Origin of the sequence: Streptomyces sp. R44, assembly GCF_041053105.1 — a bacterium.
Classification (GTDB): Bacteria; Actinomycetota; Actinomycetes; order Streptomycetales; family Streptomycetaceae; genus Streptomyces.
In genome coordinates this window covers 2070828-2092286 of the sequence record NZ_CP163444.1, presented here as the reverse complement: position 1 = coordinate 2092286, position 21459 = coordinate 2070828, and the positions used below count along the sequence as shown (strand labels likewise).

General features: G+C 71.0%; 22 protein-coding genes. 12 read left to right on the top strand and 10 right to left on the bottom strand.

Translation table 11 applies throughout. From position 1 onward, the window contains the following. Positions 1-252: 252 nt before the first annotated feature. The 3 genes from AB5J54_RS09710 to moaA all read left to right on the top strand — a co-directional run bounded on the left by AB5J54_RS09710 (position 253) and on the right by moaA (position 3416). On the top strand, positions 253-627 hold the full coding sequence (locus AB5J54_RS09710; RefSeq protein WP_369143506.1) for a DUF485 domain-containing protein: 375 nt from the start codon (positions 253-255) through the stop codon (positions 625-627). After that, positions 624-2249 carry a cation acetate symporter gene (locus tag AB5J54_RS09705; RefSeq protein WP_369143505.1) on the top strand — a complete coding sequence of 542 codons (1626 nt, stop codon included), beginning with the start codon at positions 624-626 and terminating at the stop codon, positions 2247-2249. Before AB5J54_RS09710 ends, AB5J54_RS09705 begins: the two co-directional genes overlap by 4 nt. A gap of 165 nt (positions 2250-2414) precedes the next feature. Next, the gene (moaA, locus tag AB5J54_RS09700; RefSeq protein ID WP_369143504.1) at positions 2415-3416 is read left to right on the top strand and encodes a GTP 3',8-cyclase MoaA; all 1002 of its coding nucleotides are present in this window, start codon (positions 2415-2417) and stop codon (positions 3414-3416) included. Here the strand turns inward: moaA and AB5J54_RS09695 are convergent. Both AB5J54_RS09695 and AB5J54_RS09690 read right to left on the bottom strand, forming a co-directional pair. Then, positions 3399-3617 (bottom strand): hypothetical protein, encoded by a 219-nt coding sequence (locus AB5J54_RS09695; protein WP_369143503.1) that lies wholly within the window; start codon positions 3615-3617, stop codon positions 3399-3401. The two genes, moaA and AB5J54_RS09695, sit on opposite strands and share 18 nt — an antisense overlap. A gap of 149 nt (positions 3618-3766) precedes the next feature. Next, positions 3767-4093 carry a DUF3099 domain-containing protein gene (locus AB5J54_RS09690; RefSeq protein ID WP_369143502.1) on the bottom strand — a complete coding sequence of 109 codons (327 nt, stop codon included), beginning with the start codon at positions 4091-4093 and terminating at the stop codon, positions 3767-3769. A 169-nt stretch (positions 4094-4262) separates the two neighbouring features. Here AB5J54_RS09690 and AB5J54_RS09685 point away from each other — a divergent pair, with 169 nt between their 5' ends. Further along, positions 4263-4538: a GlsB/YeaQ/YmgE family stress response membrane protein gene (locus AB5J54_RS09685; protein WP_369143501.1), complete on the top strand. Its 276-nt coding sequence runs from the start codon at positions 4263-4265 to the stop codon at positions 4536-4538. Positions 4539-4600: 62 nt separating this feature from the next. Here AB5J54_RS09685 and tyrS read toward each other — a convergent pair whose 3' ends face one another. From tyrS to AB5J54_RS09670, 3 genes are all read right to left on the bottom strand, one after another. After that, the gene (gene tyrS / locus AB5J54_RS09680) at positions 4601-5866 is read right to left on the bottom strand and encodes a tyrosine--tRNA ligase (RefSeq protein WP_369143500.1); all 1266 of its coding nucleotides are present in this window, start codon (positions 5864-5866) and stop codon (positions 4601-4603) included. Positions 5867-5921: 55 nt separating this feature from the next. After that, positions 5922-7313 (bottom strand): metallopeptidase TldD-related protein, encoded by a 1392-nt coding sequence (locus AB5J54_RS09675; protein WP_369143499.1) that lies wholly within the window; start codon positions 7311-7313, stop codon positions 5922-5924. A gap of 82 nt (positions 7314-7395) precedes the next feature. After that, entirely contained in the window at positions 7396-8949 is a 1554-nt protein-coding gene (locus AB5J54_RS09670; RefSeq protein WP_369143498.1) for a TldD/PmbA family protein, read from the bottom strand. A 267-nt stretch (positions 8950-9216) separates the two neighbouring features. Here AB5J54_RS09670 and fabG point away from each other — a divergent pair, with 267 nt between their 5' ends. The 3 genes from fabG (at position 9217) to AB5J54_RS09655 (ending at position 11309) form a co-directional block, all read left to right on the top strand. Then, positions 9217-9936 (top strand): 3-oxoacyl-[acyl-carrier-protein] reductase, encoded by a 720-nt coding sequence (gene fabG, locus AB5J54_RS09665; protein WP_030691676.1) that lies wholly within the window; start codon positions 9217-9219, stop codon positions 9934-9936. Positions 9937-9941: 5 nt separating this feature from the next. Beyond that, complete coding sequence (gene fabI / locus AB5J54_RS09660) at positions 9942-10718, top strand: enoyl-ACP reductase FabI (protein ID WP_369143497.1); 777 nt, start codon at positions 9942-9944, stop codon at positions 10716-10718. Positions 10719-10877: 159 nt separating this feature from the next. Continuing rightward, entirely contained in the window at positions 10878-11309 is a 432-nt protein-coding gene (locus AB5J54_RS09655) for a hypothetical protein (RefSeq protein ID WP_369143496.1), read from the top strand. On the opposite strand, the gene AB5J54_RS09650 is transcribed toward AB5J54_RS09655, so the two are convergent. Continuing rightward, positions 11257-11967, bottom strand: coding sequence for a FadR/GntR family transcriptional regulator (locus tag AB5J54_RS09650; RefSeq protein ID WP_369143495.1), 711 nt, complete (start codon positions 11965-11967; stop codon positions 11257-11259). The two genes, AB5J54_RS09655 and AB5J54_RS09650, sit on opposite strands and share 53 nt — an antisense overlap. Positions 11968-12030: 63 nt before the next feature. Here AB5J54_RS09650 and AB5J54_RS09645 point away from each other — a divergent pair, with 63 nt between their 5' ends. The 4 genes from AB5J54_RS09645 to AB5J54_RS09630 all read left to right on the top strand — a co-directional run bounded on the left by AB5J54_RS09645 (position 12031) and on the right by AB5J54_RS09630 (position 14404). Beyond that, complete coding sequence (locus AB5J54_RS09645) at positions 12031-13356, top strand: CynX/NimT family MFS transporter (protein ID WP_369143494.1); 1326 nt, start codon at positions 12031-12033, stop codon at positions 13354-13356. A 17-nt stretch (positions 13357-13373) separates the two neighbouring features. Beyond that, positions 13374-13490 (top strand): SGM_5486 family transporter-associated protein, encoded by a 117-nt coding sequence (locus AB5J54_RS09640; protein WP_369143493.1) that lies wholly within the window; start codon positions 13374-13376, stop codon positions 13488-13490. 156 nt (positions 13491-13646) lie between these two features. Next, the gene (locus AB5J54_RS09635) at positions 13647-13850 is read left to right on the top strand and encodes a hypothetical protein (RefSeq protein WP_369143492.1); all 204 of its coding nucleotides are present in this window, start codon (positions 13647-13649) and stop codon (positions 13848-13850) included. Between the two features lie 35 nt (positions 13851-13885). Further along, complete coding sequence (locus AB5J54_RS09630; RefSeq protein WP_369143491.1) at positions 13886-14404, top strand: histidine phosphatase family protein; 519 nt, start codon at positions 13886-13888, stop codon at positions 14402-14404. A gap of 77 nt (positions 14405-14481) precedes the next feature. Here the strand turns inward: AB5J54_RS09630 and serB are convergent, their stop codons facing one another. After that, positions 14482-15699 carry a phosphoserine phosphatase SerB gene (gene serB / locus AB5J54_RS09625; protein ID WP_369143490.1) on the bottom strand — a complete coding sequence of 406 codons (1218 nt, stop codon included), beginning with the start codon at positions 15697-15699 and terminating at the stop codon, positions 14482-14484. Positions 15700-15907: 208 nt separating this feature from the next. Here serB and AB5J54_RS09620 point away from each other — a divergent pair, with 208 nt between their 5' ends. After that, positions 15908-18478, top strand: coding sequence for an FHA domain-containing protein (locus AB5J54_RS09620; protein ID WP_369143489.1), 2571 nt, complete (start codon positions 15908-15910; stop codon positions 18476-18478). Positions 18479-18539: 61 nt separating this feature from the next. Here the strand turns inward: AB5J54_RS09620 and AB5J54_RS09615 are convergent, their stop codons facing one another. From AB5J54_RS09615 to AB5J54_RS09605, 3 genes are all read right to left on the bottom strand, one after another. Next, the gene (locus AB5J54_RS09615) at positions 18540-19316 is read right to left on the bottom strand and encodes a transglycosylase SLT domain-containing protein (RefSeq protein WP_369143488.1); all 777 of its coding nucleotides are present in this window, start codon (positions 19314-19316) and stop codon (positions 18540-18542) included. Positions 19317-19604: 288 nt separating this feature from the next. Further along, the gene (locus tag AB5J54_RS09610; protein ID WP_369143487.1) at positions 19605-20681 is read right to left on the bottom strand and encodes an S-adenosylmethionine:tRNA ribosyltransferase-isomerase; all 1077 of its coding nucleotides are present in this window, start codon (positions 20679-20681) and stop codon (positions 19605-19607) included. Continuing rightward, positions 20678-21376 (bottom strand): SDR family NAD(P)-dependent oxidoreductase, encoded by a 699-nt coding sequence (locus tag AB5J54_RS09605; RefSeq protein WP_369143486.1) that lies wholly within the window; start codon positions 21374-21376, stop codon positions 20678-20680. The genes AB5J54_RS09610 and AB5J54_RS09605 overlap by 4 nt, the downstream gene beginning before the upstream one ends. Between the last annotated feature and the right edge of the window lie 83 nt (positions 21377-21459).

The window sequence follows — 21459 nt, the reverse complement described above, 5'->3', positions numbered from 1 at the left end:
GTACTGTCCGCGCGCGGGTTTGCGCGTGGACAGGTGCATGACGAGTGAAGCTATCGCTGATCTTCCCGAAGCTTCAATGAGTTGAGAAGACTTCATGAAGATCTGTTCAAAGAAATCCCCCGGATGAACCGCTTCGCTTCCCGCTCCGTGCCGTTGGGCAGGGGAGGGGCTCCGCTCGGAGCCCCGCATCCCGCACCCCTGGTGAGGCCCCCCTTGACCATGCCGTCCGTCCCCGCGTCACGAGGAGATTCCGTGGCTACCGAAGCACCGCCGCCGCCGAGAAAGGACACGGAGACCGAGCACGGTCCCGCGTCGCCCACGACGGAACAGTTCGTCGAGGTGCAGGAAGGCGCGGAGTTCGGCGAATTGCGCCGTACGTACCGTTCGTTCGCCTTCCCCCTCACCCTGGCCTTCATCGCCTGGTACCTGCTGTACGTGCTGCTCTCCAACTACGCGGGCGGCTTCATGGGCACCAAGCTCTTCGGCAACATCAACGTGGCCCTCGTCCTCGGCCTCGGCCAGTTCCTCACCACCTTCCTCATCGCCTGGCTCTACTCGCGGCACGCGGCGAACCGGCTCGACCCCCAGGCCGAGGCCATCAGAACCCGTATGGAGGGCGACGCATGAGCACCCCCGTCCTGCTCGCGGCCGGCAACGCCACCACCGAGCACCGGCCCCTGATCATCGCCCTGTTCGGCGCCTTCGTCGTCGCCACCCTCGTCATCACCGTCTGGGCCGGCCGCCAGACCCGCAGCGCCGCCGACTTCTACGCCGGCGGACGCCAGTTCACCGGCTTCCAGAACGGCCTCGCCATCTCCGGCGACTACATGTCCGCCGCGTCCTTCCTCGGCATCGCCGGAGCCATCGCGCTCTTCGGCTACGACGGCTTCCTGTACTCGATCGGCTTCCTCGTCGCCTGGCTCGTCGCCCTGCTCCTGGTCGCCGAACCGCTGCGCAACTCCGGCCGCTTCACCATGGGCGACGTCCTCGCCTACCGGATGCGCCAGCGGCCCGTCCGCACCGCCGCCGGCACCTCGACGATCGTCGTCTCGATCTTCTACCTGCTCGCCCAGATGGCGGGCGCGGGCGTCCTCGTCTCGCTCCTGCTCGGCATCACCAGCGACGGCGGCAAGATCGCGATCGTCGCCCTGGTCGGCCTCCTGATGATCGTGTACGTGACGATCGGCGGCATGAAGGGCACCACCTGGGTGCAGATGGTCAAGGCGGTCCTGCTCATCGCCGGCACGCTCCTGATCACCTTCCTGATCCTGCTGAAGTTCCACTTCAACATCTCGGAGCTGCTCGGCGCGGCCGCCACCAACAGCGGCAAGGGCGACGCCTTCCTGGAGCCCGGCCTCAAGTACGGCGCCACCGCCACCTCCAAGCTGGACTTCCTCTCCCTCGGCATCGCGCTCGTCCTCGGCACGGCCGGCCTGCCCCACATCCTGATCCGCTTCTACACGGTGCCGACCGCCAAGGCCGCCCGGAAGTCCGTCAACTGGGCCATCGGCATCATCGGCGCCTTCTACCTGATGACGATCGTCCTCGGCTTCGGCGCCGCCGCCCTCCTCAAGAACAGCGACATCGTCGCCTCCAACAAGGCCGGCAACACGGCCGCCCCGCTCGCGGCCCTGGAGATCGGCGGCGGAGCCGACTCCACCGGCGGCGCGATCCTCCTCGCCGTCATCTCCGCCGTCGCCTTCGCGACCATCCTCGCCGTCGTCGCCGGCCTGACCCTGGCCTCCTCCTCGTCCTTCGCGCACGACATCTACGCCAACGTCATCCGCCGCGGTCAGGCCACCGAGAAGGAGGAGGTGAGGGCCGCCCGCTGGGCGACCGTCTTCATCGGCATCGTCTCCATCGCGCTCGGCGCCCTCGCCCGCGACCTCAACGTCGCCGGTCTCGTCGCCCTCGCCTTCGCGGTCGCCGCCTCGGCCAACCTGCCGACGATCCTCTACTCGCTCTTCTGGAAGCGGTTCACCACCCAGGGCGCGCTGTGGTCGATCTACGGCGGTCTGATCTCCGCCGTCGTCCTCGTGCTCTTCTCGCCGGTCGTCTCCGGCAAGCCCACGTCGATGTTCAAGACGGCGGACTTCTACTGGTTCCCGCTGGAGAACCCCGGCCTCGTCTCCATCCCGCTCGGCTTCCTGCTCGGCTGGCTCGGCTCGATCCTCTCCAAGGAGGAGCCGGACAAGGGCAAGTACGCGGAGCTGGAGGTCAAGTCCCTCACCGGAGTCGGAGCACACTGACCGGAGCGCACCCACCCGGATACGTTCCGCCACCGCCGGACGGCCGCGTCGTAGAGTTCTACGACGCGGCCGCGTCGGTCCTCGTGACAATCTGCCCTGCTCGTTGTCCGTGCGCTCACGTAGGCTCGGAACACACGCATCCGGAATTCGGGGAGGGGGCCCACAGTGCTCATCGACACCTACGGCCGTGTGGCCACTGACCTGCGCGTCTCGCTCACGGACCGGTGCAATCTGCGCTGCACGTACTGCATGCCCGAGGAGGGCCTCCAGTGGCTCGCCAAGCCGGACCTCCTCACCGACGACGAGATCGTCCGGCTGATCCGCATCGCGGTCACCGACCTCGGCGTCACCGAGGTCCGCTTCACCGGCGGTGAGCCGCTGCTCCGCCCCGGCCTCGTCGGGATCGTCGAGCGCTGCGCCGCCCTGGAGCCCCGCCCCCGGATGTCCCTCACCACCAACGGCATCGGACTCAAGCGCACCGCCGCCGCCCTCAAGGCCGCCGGTCTCGACCGGGTCAACGTCTCCCTCGACACCCTGCGCCCCGAGGTCTTCAAGACCCTCACCCGGCGCGACCGCCACCAGGACGTCCTCGACGGCATGGCCGCCGCCCGCGAGGCCGGCCTCACCCCGGTCAAGGTCAACGCCGTCCTGATGCCCGGGCTCAACGCCGACGAGGCCCCCGACCTCCTCGCCTGGGCGGTCGAGGAGGGATACGAGCTCCGCTTCATCGAGCAGATGCCCCTGGACGCCCAGCACGGCTGGAAGCGCGACGGCATGATCACCGCCGGCGACATCCTGGAGTCCCTGCGCACCCGCTTCACCCTGACGCCCGAAGGTTCCGAGGAGCGCGGCTCGGCCCCCGCCGAGCGCTGGGTCGTCGACGGCGGACCGCACACGGTCGGCGTCATCGCCTCCGTCACCCGCCCGTTCTGCCGGGCCTGCGACCGCACCCGGCTCACCGCCGACGGACAGGTGCGCACCTGTCTCTTCGCCACCGAGGAGACGGACCTGCGGGCGGCGCTGCGCGCCGAGGACCCGTCGCCCGCGTCGGACGAGACCGTCGCGGAGCTCTGGAAGAAGGCCATGTGGGGCAAGAAGGCGGGCTCGGGCCTCGACGACCCGAGCTTCCTCCAGCCCGAGCGCCCGATGTCAGCTATCGGCGGCTGAGTCCCAGTCCGCGAGGGGGACGACGTCCTTCAGGAAGCCCCGTACCCCCAGGAACTGGGAGAGGTGCTCGCGGTGCTCCTCGCACGCGAGCCAGGTCTTGCGGCGCTCGGGCGTGTGCAGCTTGGGGTTGTTCCACGCGAGGACCCAGACGGCGTCGGCGCGGCACCCCTTGGCGGAACAGATCGGCTTGTCTTCGCTCACGGGACCATTGATCACCCGATCATTGTCCAGCAACAGCGATGCCGGGCAGCCACGGGGGGAGCTGCCCGGCATCGGTCCGTCGCTCCGACGGGGGATGCGGAGCGCGTAGGCAGTATGTCACGGCACATGGGGTGCGGTGCACCGGATCGTCATGATTGATCTGAGGTTTTCTTGAGGTTCGAAGCCTCGAGTGCGGGTCGCTCCGGAGTGGGGACGAACGTGGAGGGAAGGGACGGAGCCCTCTCGCGTCCCGCGTTGGCGATCACCACGGCGATGTAGGGGAGCAGGAGGCCCAGGCCCAGCGCCACGAAGGCCACGTGCCGCTCCACGTTCCACAGCACCGTCGCGGCGATCACGGAGAGTGTGCGCACCGTCATCGAGATGACATAGCGCCGCTGCCTTCCCCGGACGTCGTCGGCGAGCCCCTGTCGGGCTCCCGTGATCCGGAAGACCTCGGTCCCGCCATGCTTCGACATCGCCGCTCACCACCCACAGGCCGCGCCGGACCCTCCCCGGTCCGGACCTCTTCCCACCGTACGCCCGCCGCCCCCGGCCGACGAGACCGGGGCACGTACGGCGCTGTCCGACATGCGCCGTATGGCGGGTGGGCCGAGACTGGGCCCAGATGCGCACTAGGAGGCGACGATGAGTTGGTTGTGGGCGATCATCGTGGGATTCGTCCTCGGTCTGATCGCGAAGGCGATCCTGCCCGGGAAGCAACAGATCCCGCTGTGGCTGACGACCGTGTTCGGCATTCTCGGCAGCGTGCTCGGCAACGCGGTCGCGGGCTGGATCGGAGTCGAGGACACCCGGGGCATCGACTGGACCCGGCACCTGCTCCAGCTGCTCGGCGCCGTCGCCGTCGTCGGAGTGGGCGACATGCTGTGGGCCTCGATCAGAGGCAGCAAGCAGCGCGCCTGACACACGAGAAGAGGCCCGGTACGGCGCACAGCGCACGTACCGGGCCTCTTCCCATGGTCCCGCTAGCCGGCGAGCTCGATCGCCGCCAGGTTCTTCTTGCCGCGCCGCAGCACCAGCCAGCGGCCGTGCAGCAGCTCCTCCGCCGACACCACGGCGTCCTCGGCGGTCACCTTCACGTTGTTCACGTAGGCCCCGCCCTCCTTCACCGTGCGGCGCGCCGCCGACTTGCTCGCCACGAGACCGACCTCGGCGAACAGGTCCACGACCTGGCCGAGCTCGGACACGCGCGCGTGCGGCAGCTCGGACAGCGCGGCAGCGAGCGTCGGCTCGTCCAGCTCGGCCAGGTCGCCCTGCCCGAACAGCGCCTTGGAGGCGTTGATGACGGCCGCGCACTGCTCGGCGCCGTGCACCAGGGCGGTGAGCTCCTCGGCGAGCGCCCGCTGGGCGGCGCGCGCCTGCGGCCGCTCGGCGGTCTGCGCCTCCAGCTCCTCCAGCTCCTCGCGGGACTTGAAGGACAGGATCCGCATGTACGTCGAGATGTCCCGGTCGTCCACGTTCAGCCAGAACTGGTAGAACGCGTACGGCGTGGTCATCTCCGGGTCCAGCCAGACGGCGCCGCCCTCGGTCTTGCCGAACTTGGTGCCGTCCGCCTTGACCATCAGCGGGGTTGCGAGCGCGTGCGCCTCGGCGCCCGGCTCCAGGCGGTGGATCAGGTCGAGGCCGGCCACCAGGTTGCCCCACTGGTCCGAGCCGCCCTGCTGGAGCGTGCAGCCGTAGCGGCGGTACAGCTCCAGGAAGTCCATGCCCTGGAGCAGCTGGTAGCTGAACTCGGTGTAGCTGATGCCCTGCTCGGACTCCAGGCGCCGGGCGACGGAGTCCTTGGTCAGCATCTTGTTGACCCGGAAGTGCTTGCCGATGTCCCGCAGGAACTCGATCGCCGACATCCCGGCGGTCCAGTCCAGGTTGTTCACCATGACCGCCGCGTTCTCCCCCTCGAAGGAGAGGAAGGGCTCGATCTGCGCACGCAGCCGGTTCACCCAGTTCGCGACCGTCTCGGGGTCGTTCAGGGTGCGCTCGGCCGTCGGCCGCGGGTCACCGATCTGCCCGGTGGCCCCGCCGACCAGCGCCAGCGGCCGGTGCCCGGCCTGCTGGAGCCGGCGGACGGTGAGGACCTGGACCAGGTGGCCGACGTGGAGACTGGCCGCGGTCGGGTCGAAACCGCAATAGAACGTGACGGGACCGTCCGCGAGAGCCTTGCGCAGTGCGTCCTCATCGGTGGACTGGGCGAAGAGCCCGCGCCACTTCAGCTCGTCGACGATGTCCGTCACGTCGTCCGTCTCCTCAGAAGTTGTCAGTGGTGATCAGGTACTCAGTCTAGGTGGGTCAGACCCCCTTGCTGACCGAGCTCATGTTGAAGTCCGGCACCCGCAGGGCGGGCATCGCGGCCCGGGTGAACCAGTCGCTCCACTCGCGCGGCAGCGTCTTCTCCGTCCGGCCCGCCTCCGAGGCCCGCGACAGCAGGTCCACCGGCGACTCGTTGAACCGGAAGTTGTTCACCTCGCCGACCACCTCGCCGTTCTCGACGAGGTAGACGCCGTCCCGGGTCAGGCCGGTCAGCAGCAGCGTCGCCGGGTCGACCTCGCGGATGTACCAGAGGCAGGTCAGCAGCAGACCACGCTCGGTGGAGGCGACCATCTCCTCCAGGGAGCGCTCGCCGCCGCCGTCCAGGATCAGGTTCCCGGCTCCCGGCGCCACGGGCAACCGAGTAAGCCCCGCCGTGTGCCGGGTGGTGATCAGATGCGCCAGGGCCCCGGCCTTCACCCAGTCGACCGGACCGACCGGCAGACCGTTGTCGAAGACGGAGGAGTCGTCGCCGGAGGAGTGCGCGATGACGAACGGCGAGGACTCCAGGCCCGGCTCGTTCGGGTCGCTGCGCAGCGTGAGCGGCAGCGGGGAGAGCGTCTCGCCGAGCCGGGTGCCGCCGCCGGGCTTGGAGAAGACCGTCCGGCCCTCCACCGCGTCCCGGGCCGTCGAGGACCACAGCTGGTAGATCATCAGGTCGGCCACGGCGGTCGGCGGCAGCAGCGTCTCGTACCGGCCGGCGGGCAGCTCGATCCTCCGCTCGGCCCAGCCGAGGCGGGTCGCGAGCTCGGCGTCGAGCGCGGCCGGGTCGACGTCCTTGAAGTCCCGGGTCGCGCGACCGGCCCAGGCGGAGCGCGAGCGGTCCGGGGACTTGGCGTTGAGCTCCAGGGTCCCGTTCGGCTGGTCGTGGCGCAGCCGCAGCCCGGTGGAGGTGCCCAGGTAGGTGGAGGTCAGCTCGTGGTTGGCGAAGCCGTACAGCTCACGGCCGCCGGCACGCGCGCGTGCGAAGGCCTCGCCGAGCGCCGGGGCGAAGTCGGTGAAGACCGCGGAGGAGGTCTCCGCCGGGGCGTCCGTGAAGTCGGGCGAGGCGGGCACGCCCTCCACGAGCGGCTGGGCGTCCTCGGCGGGCCCGGCGGCGCGGGCGGCGGCCTCGGCGGCCCGGACCAGGGGCTCCAGGTCGTCGACGGTCACGGCCGACCGCGAGACGACACCGGAGGCGGTGCCCTGGGCGCCGTCGACGGTCGCGATGACGGTGAGGGTACGGCCCCGGGTCACGCCGTTCGTGGTGAGCGCGTTCCCGGCCCAGCGCAGATTGGCCGAGGACTCCTCGTCGGCGATGACGACACACCCGTCGGCGCGGGACAGCTCCAGGGCCCGCTCGACGATCTCGTACGGCTTGCTGACGCGGCTCATCGACCGGCCTCCTGCGTCGTGTTCAGACTGTGCTTGCCCGGGGGACGACCCCCGGACCCCCAGCAGATTGCGTGGCGGGCACTCATCGACCGGCCTCCTGCGTCGTGTTCAGGATGTTGACGCCCCGGAAGAGGGCGGACGGGCAGCCGTGCGAGACGGCGGCGACCTGGCCCGGCTGGGCCTTGCCGCAGTTGAAGGCGCCACCGAGCACGTACGTCTGCGGGCCGCCGACCTGCTCCATCGAGCCCCAGAAGTCGGTCGTCGTCGCCTGGTACGCCACGTCCCGCAGCTGCCCGGCCAGCCGGCCGTTCTCGATGCGGAAGAAGCGCTGACCGGTGAACTGGAAGTTGTAGCGCTGCATGTCGATCGACCAGGACCGGTCGCCGACCACGTAGATGCCGCGCTCCACGCCCCCGATCAGGTCCTCCGTCGACAGACCGCCCGGGTCCGGCTGGAGCGAGACGTTCGCCATCCGCTGCACCGGCACGTGCGCGGGGGAGTCGGCGAACGCGCAGCCGTTCGACCGGCCGAGGCCCGTGAGCTTCGCGATCCGCCGGTCCAGCTGGTAGCCGACGAGCGTGCCGTCCTTCACCAGGTCCCAGCTCTGCGCCTCGACGCCCTCGTCGTCGAAGCCGACGGTGGCGAGACCGTGCTCGGCGGTCCGGTCACCCGTCACGTTCATGATCGAGGAGCCGTACGCCAGCTTGCCCAGCTGGTCGAAGGTGGCGAACGAGGTGCCCGCGTACGCCGCCTCGTAGCCGAGCGCCCGGTCCAGCTCGGTGGCGTGCCCGATGGACTCGTGGATCGTCAGCCACAGGTTCGACGGGTCCACGACCAGGTCGTACCGGCCGGCCTCCACGCTCGGCGCCCGCATCTTCTCGGCGAGCAGCGCCGGGATCTCGTCGAGCTCCTTGTCCCAGTCCCAGCCGGTCCCCGTCAGGTACTCCCAGCCCCGCCCGACCGGCGGCGCGATCGTCCGCATCGAGTCGAACTCGCCGGTCGTCTCGTCCACGGCGACGGCCGTGAGCTGCGGGTGCAGCCGGACGCGCTGCTGGGTGGTCACGGTGCCGGCCGTGTCCGCGTAGAACTTGTTCTCGTGGACGGTGAGCAGCGAGGCGTCCACGTGCGCCACGCCCTCCGCCCGGAGCAGCCGCGCGCTCCAGTCGGCGAGCAGCGCGCTCTTCTCCTCGGCGGGGACCGAGAAGGGGTCGATCTCGTACGAGGAGACCCAGGTGCGCTCGGAGTGCACCGGCTCATCGGCCAGCTCCACCCTCCCCCAAGGACTTCGTCCAGGGGGTGCCCCCACCTCGGAGCCGGCGGCCGCGATCACCTTCGCCGACAGCTTGGCCATGGCGACCGCCTGCGAGGCGACGCGCGCGGCCCCGTCCATCGTCAGGTCGACACCGGACGCGAAGCCCCAGGCCCCGCCGTGCACCACCCGCACCGCGTAGCCGAGGTCCGTGGTGTCCGAGGACCCGGACGGTTTGGCGTCGCGGAGCCGCCACGAGGCGCTGCGCACCCGCTCCAGGCGGAAGTCCGCGTGCTCGGCACCGAGCGCGCGCGCTCGGGCGAGCGCCGCGTCGGCGAGCGCCCGCAGGGGCAGCGCGACGAACGAAGGGTCGATCTGATGGACCACGAGCGGCCTCGCTCTCGGCGATCGGAAGACAGCGGTCTGAAACTGCCCCGGAAGTCAATCACGGGACGGGCGGCCGAGTCGGCGCATTGTGGATCGCCCCCGGGTGGAACCCTTCCCTCCGCGGCCCGGCGACCCGATCCGTACCGCCCCCGAGCTGTAGGGATCCGACAGCGACGCCCGTACGCCACTGTGGGAGGTCGATTCCCCATGTCGGGGGCGATACCGATAGGTTTTCGGCTACCAGACCGCTATCGAAAGGGTGATCCGTTGAGCCGCTCGGTTCTCGTCACCGGAGGAAACCGGGGCATCGGCCTCGCCATCGCCCGCGCGTTCGCCGAGGCCGGCGACAAGGTCGCGATCACGTACCGCTCCGGCGAGCCCCCGGCCGCCCTGGTCGAGCTCGGCTGCCTTCCCGTCAAGTGCGACATCACCGACGCGGAGCAGGTGGAGACGGCCTACAAGGAGATCGAGGAGAAGCACGGCCCGGTGGAGGTCCTCGTGGCCAACGCCGGCGTGACGAAGGACCAGCTCCTCATGCGCATGACCGAGGAGGACTTCACGTCCGTCCTCGACACCAACCTCACCGGCACGTTCCGGGTGGTCAAGCGCGCCAACCGCGGGATGCTGCGCGCCAAGAAGGGCCGCGTCGTCCTGATCTCCTCGGTCGTCGGTCTGCTGGGCTCCGCGGGCCAGGCCAACTACGCCGCCTCCAAGGCCGGCCTGGTCGGCTTCGCCCGCTCCCTCGCGCGTGAGCTGGGCTCGCGCAACATCACCTTCAACGTCGTCGCCCCCGGCTTCGTCGACACCGACATGACCGCGGTGCTCACCGACGAGCAGCGCGCGGGCATCGTGTCGCAGGTGCCGCTGGGCCGTTACGCGCAGCCGGAGGAGATCGCCGCCGCGGTGAAGTTCCTCGCCTCCGACGACGCCTCGTACATCACTGGAGCCGTCATCCCGGTTGACGGCGGATTGGGCATGGGTCACTGATCACCATGAGCGGAATTCTCGAGGGCAAGCGCATCCTCATCACCGGTGTGCTGATGGAGTCCTCCATCGCCTTCCACGCCGCGAAGCTGGCCCAGGAGCAGGGTGCGGAGATCATCCTCACCGCCTGGCCCCGGCCGACGCTGACCGAGCGCATCGCCAAGAAGCTGCCCCAGCCCGACAAGGTCAAGGTCCTGGAGCTCGACGTCTCCAACGACGAGCACCTCGCCCGCCTGGAGGGCCAGGTCCGCGAGCACCTGGGCGACCGCCTCGACGGCATCGTGCACTCCATCGGCTTCGCGCCGCAGGACGCGCTCGGCGGCAACTTCCTGAACACGCCGTTCGAGTCCGTGGCCACCGCCATGCACGTCTCCGCCTTCTCCCTGAAGTCGCTGACCATGGCGCTGCTCCCGCTGATGTCCGAGGGCGGTTCGGTCGTCGGCCTCACCTTCGACGCGCAGTTCGCCTGGCCGCAGTACGACTGGATGGGCCCGGCCAAGGCCGCCCTGGAGGCCACCAGCCGCTACATGGCGCGCGACCTCGGCAAGCAGGACATCCGCTGCAACCTGATCTCGGCGGGCCCGCTCGGCTCCATGGCCGCGAAGTCCATCCCGGGCTTCGGCGAGCTGGCCTCGGTCTGGGACACCCGCTCCCCGCTGGCCTGGGACCTCGCGGACCCGGAGCCGGCCGGCCGCGGCATCGTCGCGCTCCTCTCCGACTGGTTCCCGAAGACCACGGGCGAGATCATCCACGTCGACGGCGGTCTGCACGCCATCGGCGCGTAACCGCTCGCGACACGCAGGAAAGGGCCGTGTGTCCGCCCCGGTGGCGGACACACGGCCCTCGCCGTTCCGCAACTCCTGCACGGGTCGAAAAGTAGCCCGAATGACCCCAGACTGAGGCAGAGCGTGATGTTCTGCTGCTGACGGGGAGGAGGTACGGGCATGCGCGCGATACGTCAGGGCTTCGGGGCGTTCGCCTCCGTCGCCGTTCTGATCACCGGGACGTTCGTGGCCACCGAGCTGCGGGCCGCTCCCGCCCCGGCCGAGGAGTTCCCGGCCGCAGCCCCGACGGCACCGGAGCCGGAGAACTTCGGGGCCTCCTGCCGCACCGTCGTCGAGGGCTCCCGCGTCACCGCGCACTGCAGCAATCCGTACCCCCGCACCGACCGGATCCGCCTCCATGTGGAGTGCGAGCGCTGGTGGGACGTCGACAGCGACAGCGCCCCCGTGGAGGTCGAACCCGCCGACTACGCCCAGGTCACCGGCCGCTGCTGGAAGGAGGTCCGGTCGGCCTGGATCACGCACGAGCCCGCGGATCCGGCTACTGCTGGTTCGTCTTCGGTGCAGGGCTCTCTTCCGGTACGGGACTCCTGAGGCACATGAAGGGGTAGCCGGCCGCCTCCGTGCCGGCCCGCTCGGCATCGCCCTCGCGGATCGCGTCCACCAGGCGCGCGTGGTCCATGTGGTTCTCCGGCCGCAGCACCTGCCCCACGTCGTCGCGCAGCCAGTCCCGCAGCAGATCGCCCAGGTCCGCGTAGAGCTCCGTCAGCACCTCGTTGCCCGAGGCGGCGACGACCGCGTGGTGGAAGGCCGCGTCGACCGTCACGAACCGCTCCGCGTCCCCCGACTCCCACGCCTCCTCACGCCGCCCGAGCAGCGCGTCCAGCTGCTTCAGGTCCCGCTCCGTGCGCCGCTCGGCCGCGAACCGGGCCGCGGCGGACTCAAGGGTGGAGCGCAGCTCGGCGACGTGCCGGGGGTCGGAGCCGGCGAAGCGCCGGTGCATGACGCCCGCCAGTTCGCTGGTGGCGACGACGTACGTCCCGGAGCCCTGGCGGATGTCGAGCAGGCCGTTGTGCGCGAGCGCGCGGACCGCCTCGCGCACCGTGTTGCGGGCGACGCCGAGCTGCTCGACCAGTTCGGGTTCGGTCGGGATGCGCGAACCCACCGGCCACTCGCCGGAGGTGATCTGGTTCCGCAGTTCGGCGATCACCTGATCGGAGAGACCGGTGCGCCGGGGGTGACCGAGGGCCATGGAACGCCTTCCCGTTGGTTCGAGATTGGACAACCAATCATCCCATGATTCTATGATGGCCTCATGTCCGACGAGCAGAAGACCCTCGACCCCGCCGCGACCGCGCCGTCCGGAGGCCCCGCCACCGCCGGCGATTCTCCCGCACCGGACCGTGCCGCCCCGGCACGCCGCTGGGCCCTCGGCGTCGTCGCCGTCGGACTCGTCCTGGCCGCGCTCAACCTGCGCCCCGCCATCACCAGCCTCGGCGCCCTCCTCGAAGAGGTCAGCGCCGACCTCCACATGAGCGGCACCGTCGCCGGCGTCCTCACCTCCGTCCCGCCGCTCTGCTTCGCGGTCTTCGGCATCACCGCCCCCCGCCTCGCCCGCCGCTTCGGCCCCGCCGCCGTCGTCTGCGCGGGCATGGCCGCGATCTTCACCGGCCTCGTCCTGAGGCCCTTCGCGTCCGGCACCGCCGCCTTCCTGGCCGCCAGCGCCCTCGCCCTCATGGGCATCGCCGTCAGCAACGTCCTGATGCCGGTGATCGTCAAGCGGTACTTCCCCGACCGTGTCGGCAGCATGACCGGCCTCTACTCCATGGCGCTCGCCCTGGGCACGTCCGTCGCCGCGGCCGCGACCGTCCCCATGACCGACGCCCTCGGCGGCGGCTGGCGCCTCGGCCTGGGCGTCTGGGCGGTCCTCGCCGCGCTCGCCGTGCTGCCCTGGCTGCCGCTCCTGCGCGACCGCGACGCCGACACGGCGCCCCCGGCCGCCGCCGCACCCGAGGGACCGCGGAGCCCGGCCTCGCAGACCCGCGCACCGCAGGCCCCCGCGCCGCGGATCACCCGCAGCCGCACCGCCTGGGCGCTCGGCGTCTTCTTCGGCCTCCAGGCCACCGGCGCCTACATCACCATGGGCTGGATGCCGCAGATCTTCCGCGACTCCGGCGTCCCCGCCACCACCGCGGGCGTGCTCCTCGCCGTCACCATGGTCATGGGCGTCCCGCTCGCCTTCGTCATCCCCCGCCTCGCGACCCGGATGAAGAACCAGGGCCCGATCGTCGTCGCCCTCGGCCTGTGCGGACTCACCGGCTACACCGGACTCTTCCTGGCCCCCGCCGCCGGAGCCTGGGTCTGGGCCGTCCTCCTCGGCATCTCCAACTGCTCCTTCCCGCTCGCCCTCACGATGATCGGCATGCGCTCGCGCACCGGCGCCGGCGTCGTCCGGCTCTCCGCCTTCGCGCAGAGCGTCGGCTACCTGATCTCGATCCCCGGCCCCCTCCTCGTCGGCGTGCTCTACCAGCACAGCGGCGGCTGGGGACTGCCCATCGCCCTCATGGGCGGACTGATGGTGCCGCAGATGATCGTCGGAACCCTGGCGGGCAGGGACCGGACGGTCGAGGACGAATGCTGAGATGTAAGACTGTTCCCATGCCAGTCCTCGAACCCAACCCCCAGAACGGCCAGAAGAAGCTGCTCATCGTGCTCGGCGCGATGCTCGGCATCTCGGTGGTCATCGCCGTCATCGCCACCTTCGCCTCCCCGTGAGCCGGGCGTCGGCCCCCGGGGGTGGGGGTAACCCCCGCATCCCCTAGGGGGTGGGACTCAGGGTGAAGTGGGTGGATCACCGGATGTGCCGGAGGAAGCGCGATCCGTACGTTGGTGACACAGGCGAAAGCGCGGAACTCACCCACGGAGGCGGCCATGTCGGCCCCCACGCACCCCGGCATCCGGACCACGACCACCGGCGTCGACACCCGGCTGCCCTGGTGGGCCCTCGCCCTCCCCGCGGCCGCCTTCCTCGCTCTCCTGGTCCTCATGGCCGGGCCGGGTGAGGCCGGCGCGACCACGGGTGACCCGGCGGTCGGCCGGGTCCTGGAGCACGTCTGGCAAACGCTCTCTCTCTGAGTCGGAGTGGCCTGTTTCGTGCGAAGCTGTGGACCATGAGCGTCGATACACCCCGCAGCATCGTGGTGCTCCGGCACGCGAAGGCAGACTGGAACGACTCGTCCGACCACGAGCGACCGCTCGCCGACCGAGGCCGCAAGGACGCCCCGGTGGCCGGCCGCAAGCTCGCCGACAGCGGCATCGCCTTCGACCTGGCCCTCTGTTCGACCGCCCTCCGCACCCGTGAGACCTGGAAGCTGGCCGTCCACGAGCTGCCCGTGCGCCCCAGGACGGTGTACGAGGAGCGGATGTACGAGGCCTCGCTCGGCGAGCTCATCGCCCTGGTCAACGAGACCCCGGACACCGTGAACAACCTCCTGCTCATCGGCCACAACCCCGGCATGCACGCCCTCGCGGACGCCCTCGCCGGCGGTGCCGAGGGCGACACCCTCGCCCGGATGAACCGCAGCGGCTTCCCGACCTCCGCCTTCGCCGTCATCACCTTCAACGGCTCCTGGAAGTCCGTGGAGCACGGCGTCGGCCGTCTCGTCCACTTCTGGAGCCCGAACGCCTGATCTCGTACTCCTGATCTCGTACGAGGGAGGGCCCGGGCGTCGACCGACACCCGGGCCCTCCTCCGTACCTCCACCGCTCAGTGCGGCAGGTCCTCCTCGCCGATGTCCGCGGCCTCGACCTCTTCGCGCGTGATGCCCAGCAGATACAGCACGGTGTCCAGGAACGGCACGTTCACCGCCGTGTGGGCCGCCTGACGCACGACCGGCTTCGCGTTGAACGCCACCCCGAGCCCGGCCGCGTTCAGCATGTCCAGGTCGTTGGCCCCGTCGCCGATCGCCACCGTCTGCGCCAGCGGCACCCCCGCCTCCGTGGCGAACCGGCGCAGCAGCCGCGCCTTGCCCGCCCGGTCGACGATCTCTCCGGTCACCCGGCCCGTGAGCTTCCCGTCCACGATCTCCAGGGTGTTGGCCGAGGCGAAGTCGAGCCCGAGCCGCTCCTTCAGATCGTCGGTGACCTGCGTGAACCCGCCGGAGACCACACCCACCTGGTAGCCGAGCCGCTTGAGCGTGCGGATCAGGGTCCGGGCGCCGGGCGTCAGCCGCACCTCGGCACGGACCTTGTCGACCACCGAGGCGTCGAGACCCGCGAGCAGCTCCACGCGCGCGTGCAGCGACTGCTCGAAGTCCAGCTCGCCGCGCATCGCCGCCGCCGTCACCTCGGCGACCTTGTCCTCGCAGCCCGCGTGCGCGGCGAAGAGCTCGATCACCTCGTCCTGGATCAGGGTCGAGTCGACGTCCATGACCACGAGCCGCTGGGCCCGCCGGTGCAGACCGGCGGAGACCACGGCCACGTCGACGCCGACGGAGTGCGCCTCCGTGGCGAGGGCGGTCCGCAGCGGCTCGGTCGCGCAGCCCGAGACGGCGAACTCGACCGCCGTCACCGGGTACTTCGCGAGGCGGAAGATGCGGTCGATGTTGCCGCCGGTCTCCGCGATCCTCGCCGCTATGGCCGCCGTCTGCTCTGCGGTCAGCGGGTGGCCGAGCACGGTGACGTGCGAGCGTCCCTCGCCACGGGGACGGTTGTCGCCCGTGCCGGAGATGATCTCGGCCTGGAGCTTCAGCGACTCGGCCCAGCTGTGGATGGTGGCCCGGAGCTCGCCCTGCGAGGCGACCGTCGGCTCGGTGACGAGCGCGCACAGGACGAGGCGGCCGCGGGAGACCACCTGTTCGATGTCCACGACGTCGACGGAGTAGGCGGCGAGGGTGTCGAAGAGTCCCGCGGTGATCCCGGGACGGTCCTTCCCGAAGATCTTGACGAGAAGGGTGGGAACGTCTGAGGTCTGCGATGCGCTCATGGTGGTTCCACCGTATCGGGCACCGTGTGTCACCCGAGCCCCCGTCCCGCCCTGCGGACACCCGAGTGGTGCGGGGCTCGTCCCGGGCTTGCCCCGAAGGTCTTCACGCGGCCCGACTTTCCGAGACGGGACCGGGCCTGAAATAGTTCCCCAGGATGATTCGCCATCCCTGGACTCCCGAAGACGGGGGTACATCGGGGGACAAGTAGTGGGGCATGGAGTGCCAGAACTCGTACTGGAATTGAACGGCAGGACCTGGACGCTCGATCCGTCCCGGTCGTACACCCTGGGCAGGGACCCTCAGGGTGACCTGGTCATCGACGACGCCAGGGTCTCGTGGCGCCACGCCACCATCAGCTGGGGCGGCCGGAGCTGGGTCATCGAGGACCACGGCTCCACGAACGGCACCTTCCTCCAGGGCCAGAGGATCCACCAGGTGGAGATCGGCCCCGGCTCGGCCGTCCACCTCGGCAACGCGACCGACGGGCCGCGGCTGAATCTCGCCGCCACCGGCGCGGCCGCCGCGCCGCAGCAGGCCCCGCAGCAGCAGGTGCCCCAGCAGCAGGCCCCGGTCCAGCAGGCGCCCGCGCACCAGGCCGCCGGGGCCGGCGCGGCCCAGGCCGACTGGGCCACGCACCAGGCGCCGCCGCAGCAGGGCTGGCAGCAGCCGGCCCAGCAGCCGCCCGCCCACCAGCAGGTGCCGCACCAGCAGGGGCCCGCGCAGGGGCACCCCGGCGGCGCCGCGGGCGGTCCGTCGCCCTACGGCGACCACCGCAGCCCGACGACCTTCTACCAGCTGGACCTCGGCCGCGTGATGCGCATCGGCCGTGCCCTCGAGAACGAACTGGTCGTCTCCGACCTCCAGGTCTCGCGGCACCACGCCGAGTTCCACGCGACGCCCGACGGCCGCTTCGAGATCCGCGACCTCGGCTCGCACAACGGCACGTACGTCAACGGCCAGCCGATCGCCAAGGGCGGCACCGCCCTCCTCGGCCCGCAGGACATCGTCGGCGTCGGCCACTCGACCTTCCGCATCGTCGGCGGGCAGCTGGAAGAGTTCGTCGACACCGGCTCGGTCTCCTTCTCGGCCCGCCACCTCACGGTCACGGTCGACGGCGGCAAGCAGATCCTCAAGGACGTCACCTTCGGCGTCCCGGAGAAGTCGCTGATCGGCGTCATCGGCCCGTCCGGCTCCGGCAAGTCCACCCTGCTCAAGGCGCTGACCGGCTACCGCCCGGCCAACGAGGGCGACGTCCTCTACGACAACCGAAGCCTCTACAAGCAGTTCGCCGAGCTGCGCCAGCGCATCGGTCTCGTCCCGCAGGACGACATCCTGCACAAGGAACTGACCGTCGTGAAGGCGCTGCGGTACGCGGCCAAGCTCCGCTTCCCCGGCGACACCGCCACGGCCGAGCGCGAGGCCCGCATCGACGAGGTGCTGCGCGAGCTCAAGCTCGACATCCACAAGGAGAAGAAGGTCACCTCCCTCTCCGGTGGCCAGCGCAAGCGCGTCTCCGTCGCCCTGGAGCTCCTCACCAAGCCCTCGCTGATCTTCCTGGACGAGCCGACCTCCGGCCTCGACCCGGGCATGGACCGCGACGTCATGCAGCTGCTCCGCGGCCTCGCGGACGACGGCCGCACGGTCCTCGTCGTCACCCACTCGGTGGCCGAGCTGGGTCTCTGCGACAAGCTGCTCGTCATGGCGCCCGGCGGTTCCGTGGCGTACTTCGGCCCGCCGGAGGAGGCGCTGAACTTCTTCGGCTACTCCACCTGGGCCGACGTCTTCTCCGCCTTCGAGAACTACCGCGACTACGACTGGGCGGGCCGCTGGAAGGGCTCGCAGCACTACCAGATGTACGCCGCGGACATCGACGCCGTCGCCGCGCAGCCCGTCCAGATGCCGCAGCAGGCCATGGCCCGCCCGCCGAAGCCGCAGGGCTGGGGCTCGCAGCTGTGGACCCTGATCCGCCGCTACGTGTCGGTGATCGCCTCCGACAAGGGCTTCATGGCCCTCATGGTGATCCTGCCGGCCGTCCTCGGCGCCGTGTCCGTCGTCATCCCCGCCGACTTCGGCCTCGGCAAGCCCACGCCGCCGTCCCGCTTCAACGGCGACGCCGGCACGATCATGCTGATCCTCGCGGTCGGCATGTGCTTCTCCGGCGCGGCCAACTCCGTCCGAGAGCTGATCAAGGAACGGGTCATCTACGAGCGGGAGCGCGCCGTCGGCCTGTCCCGCTCCGCGTACCTGATGTCCAAGGTCATCGTCCTCGGCCTGATCACCGCCTTCCAGGGCGTGATCATCTGCGGCATCGGCTTCTCCACCCGCGCGCTGCCCGAAGAAGGCCTGTTCATGCCGCCGGCCGCCGAGCTGTGCATCCAGGTCATCGCGCTCGGCCTGACCTCGATGATGGTCGGCCTGGTCATCTCCGCGCTGGTGAAGACCGCCGAGAAGACCATGCCGCTGCTCGTCATGTTCGCGATCATCCAGGTCGTGTTCACCGGCATCCTCTTCCAGGTGTACGGCTCGCCCGGCCTGGAGCAGTTCGCCTGGCTCATGCCCTCCCGCTGGGGCATCGCCGGCGCCGGCACCACCCTCGACCTGGCGCACTTGATGCCGCCGTGGGACCACAAGGACCCCACGAACACCGACCCGCTGTGGGAGCACACGGTCGGCCAGTGGAGCCTCGACCTCGGCATCCAGCTGTTCATGGCGACCGTCTGCTGCGTCCTCGTGGCGCGGCTGCTGCGCCGCCACGAGCCGGAGGTCATGCGCAAGTAGTGACGGCCCCGAAGGGCGGCACCCCGCACGGGGTGCCGCCCTTCGGCGTGTCCGAGGCGACTCAGTACGCGCTGTTGACGTTGTCGATCGAGCCGTAGCGGTCGGCCGCGTAGTTGGCGGCGGCGACGATGTTGGCGACCGGGTCGTACTGGTCGAACTTGGTGCCGGGGATGTGGTACGCCTTGAACGTCGGGTAGATCACCTGGAGCAGGCCCTTGGACGGGACGCCGTTGATGGCGTTGATGTCCCAGTTGTTGATGGCGTACGGGTTGCCGCTGGACTCGCGCATGATGTTCCGGTGCAGGCCGTTGTAGCTGCCCGGGATGTTGTGCTTGTCCATGATGTAGAGCGCCTCGCGGATCCAGCCGTCGAGGTTGTTCGCGAAGACCGGGGTGCGGGCGACGGAACGGCTCGCGGCGGCCTTCACGGCGGCGCGCTTCTTCGCGTCGGCCTCGGCCTTCGCCTTGGCGGCGGCCTTCGCACGGGCGGCATTCGCCTTGGCGGCGGCCTTGACCTTCGCGTCGGCCTTCGCCTTCGCGTCGGCCTTCGCCTTGGCGGCCTTGGCCTTGGCCTCCGCCTCCTGCTTGGCCTTCAGGCTGATCGCGTCCTGCTGCTCGTCGAGGCTGGCGGCCAGCGCCTTCGCCTGCGGGCTGCTCGCGTCGTACGACCAGGCGACCTGCTGCGTACCGGCCAGAGCCTGCGGCTCGGTCTCGGTCGAGCCGTGGCCCGGGACGAGGGAAAGGGTGAGAGCTGCGGCGCCCAGGGCGGCGACGCCGGCGATCGTGGCCTTGTGGGTCTTCTTCAGACCACGATAGTGGCCAGGGGTGTTCGCAGACATGCAGGACTACCTCTTCGAATCGCTGGGGGTCGCTCGGCCGGGGCGGCGCTGCGCCTGCTCGGCGGCGACGGGGGCAATTCTTAGCGGCAGCAAAATCCCGTGGCAAAGGTGTGACGTACGAACCCGGGTAGTGGATCAGGGGCCCGTGCACGAGCCACACAAAGCCCCCTGTGCCCCATTTCCTTCGCCGATATCCGGCACCGGGGGTCCACTAGGGGGCTTCGTAAGTGATGTGCGTCCTATGCGCGGCCTCACATCGGGCACGTAACAAGCTCACCAGACGTTGCGTCAGCAATGCGTAGCGTGAGGCCCTTCCTCCGGAAGGAGGAGATGGACGTCGCCGAACTCGTGCCAGAGGTAGCGGCCCCGCACCGCGGCGGCGTACGCGCTCCGCAGCGCGGGCCGCCCGGCGACCGCCTCCAGCATCAGCAGATGCGAGGCCTCGGGCTCGTGCAGCCCGGTGAGCAGCCCGTCCACGACCAGCACCCCCCGCTCGGGCGTCACCACGAGCCCCGTCCACCCCTGAGCGCCCCGCACGACCCCGTCGGGCCCCGCGGCGGATTCCAGCGCCCGTACGACGGTCGTCCCCACCGCGATCACCCGGCCGCCCTCGGCACGGGCCGTGTTCACCAGGGCCGCCGTCGCCGCCGGGACCTCGAAGCGTTCCGGGTACGGCGGCTCGTGGGCCTCCGCCGACGACACCCCCGTATGAAGGGACAGCGGAGCGATCCGTACGCCCCGGTCGACCAGCTGCGCCACCAGACGGGCCGTGAAGGGCCGCCCCGCGCTCGGCATCTCCGCCGAGCCCGCCCCGTCGGGGGAGGGGCGCGCGAAGACCGTCCGGTACGCCGACAGGGGCTGGTCCCGCTCCGTGTACCCGTACCGGATGGCCCGCCCGTACCGCCCGAGCAGCCCCGGCACGTCCACGTCCGCCCGCGCCCACCACAGCCGCCCGCTCCCGGGCACCAGCGGCTCCGCGAGCACGAGCCGCGCCCCTCCGGGCAGCCGCACGACCGCCCCCGCCGGACCGCCGCCACGCGGGCGCGTACTGCCCGCCCCGTCCGGCGTCCGCAGCTCCACGGCCCACCGCCCGTCGTCCCCGCGGGTCGAGAAGTGCACGACCACCGGCTCGCCGGGCCCGGGCCCCAGGAGCCCGTCCACGGCCGCCGCCAGCGTCGTCGAGGTGTTGACGACGAGCACGTCCCCGGCCCTCAGCAGCCCGGGCAGCTCCCGGAAGGAGTGGTGCGACACCGCCTCGCCCCGCGACACGAGCAGCCGCACGTCGTCCCGGCCCCGCCCGGACCCGCGCTGTTCGGCCGGCACCCGCGCCGACAGCTCCGCCGGAACCCGTACGGCGAGGCTCATCGTGATTCCAGGAAGGCCGGCGCCGAGTACCGGCCGCTCGCCGGCCGCTCGTCGAGCAGCCGCAGGAAGACCGGGGCGACCTCGTCCGGGGTCGGCGTCCCCGACAGGTCCTCGCCGGGCTCCGCGGCCGCCAGCATGTCCGTCCGCATCCCGCCCGGATCCACCCACCAGACCCGCAACCCCGGCTCCTCCACCGCCAGGACCGCCGACAGCTGGTCGAGCGCCGCCTTCGTCGCCCCGTACGCGCCCCAGGTCCGGTACGCCTCCGCCGCCGCGTCCGAACTCAGGTTGACCACCGCGCCCGCGGGCGAGGTGCGCAGCAGGGGCAGCGCCTCCTGGAGGAGCCCCAGCGGCGCCACCACATTGACCTCCAGGGCGGCCCGGAACCCGTCCAGCGAGTGACGGTCCAGCGGCACGAGCGGCTCGGCGCCGAGGATCCCCGCGTTGTTCACCAGCAGATCGAGCCCGCCGAGCTCCCGCGCCGCCGCCACCAGCTCCCGCCGGTGCGCCGCGTCCGTCACGTCCCCGGCCAGCGCCACCACCCGGGCGCCACGCGCGCGTGCCACCTCGGCGCTCTCCTCCAGTACGTCCGCCTTGCGGGCGTCGAGCACCAGGTCCCAGCCCTGCCCGGCGAGCGCCGTGGCCAGCGCCCGCCCCAGACCCCTCGACGCACCCGTGATGATCGCGACAGCCATGACGTCCATCCCCTCTTCCCTGTGGATGGCTCAAGCCTCCGGCCGCGCCCCCGCCCGCCGCCTCGTCCCCGGGCCCGGACCGC

Coding starts and splice junctions, on each gene's coding strand:
- AB5J54_RS09705 (WP_369143505.1), top strand. CDS start 624: ATGAGCACCCCCGTCCTGCTCGCGGCCGGCAACGCCACCACCGAGCAC.
- AB5J54_RS09690 (WP_369143502.1), bottom strand. CDS start 4,093: ATGTCGAAGCATGGCGGGACCGAGGTCTTCCGGATCACGGGAGCCCGA.
- AB5J54_RS09685 (WP_369143501.1), top strand. CDS start 4,263: ATGAGTTGGTTGTGGGCGATCATCGTGGGATTCGTCCTCGGTCTGATC.
- AB5J54_RS09675 (WP_369143499.1), bottom strand. CDS start 7,313: ATGAGCCGCGTCAGCAAGCCGTACGAGATCGTCGAGCGGGCCCTGGAG.
- fabI (WP_369143497.1), top strand. CDS start 9,942: ATGAGCGGAATTCTCGAGGGCAAGCGCATCCTCATCACCGGTGTGCTG.
- AB5J54_RS09655 (WP_369143496.1), top strand. CDS start 10,878: ATGCGCGCGATACGTCAGGGCTTCGGGGCGTTCGCCTCCGTCGCCGTT.
- AB5J54_RS09650 (WP_369143495.1), bottom strand. CDS start 11,967: ATGGCCCTCGGTCACCCCCGGCGCACCGGTCTCTCCGATCAGGTGATC.
- AB5J54_RS09645 (WP_369143494.1), top strand. CDS start 12,031: ATGTCCGACGAGCAGAAGACCCTCGACCCCGCCGCGACCGCGCCGTCC.
- AB5J54_RS09640 (WP_369143493.1), top strand. CDS start 13,374: ATGCCAGTCCTCGAACCCAACCCCCAGAACGGCCAGAAGAAGCTGCTC.
- AB5J54_RS09635 (WP_369143492.1), top strand. CDS start 13,647: ATGTCGGCCCCCACGCACCCCGGCATCCGGACCACGACCACCGGCGTC.
- AB5J54_RS09630 (WP_369143491.1), top strand. CDS start 13,886: ATGAGCGTCGATACACCCCGCAGCATCGTGGTGCTCCGGCACGCGAAG.
- serB (WP_369143490.1), bottom strand. CDS start 15,699: ATGAGCGCATCGCAGACCTCAGACGTTCCCACCCTTCTCGTCAAGATC.
- AB5J54_RS09615 (WP_369143488.1), bottom strand. CDS start 19,316: ATGTCTGCGAACACCCCTGGCCACTATCGTGGTCTGAAGAAGACCCAC.
- AB5J54_RS09610 (WP_369143487.1), bottom strand. CDS start 20,681: ATGAGCCTCGCCGTACGGGTTCCGGCGGAGCTGTCGGCGCGGGTGCCG.
- AB5J54_RS09605 (WP_369143486.1), bottom strand. CDS start 21,376: ATGGCTGTCGCGATCATCACGGGTGCGTCGAGGGGTCTGGGGCGGGCG.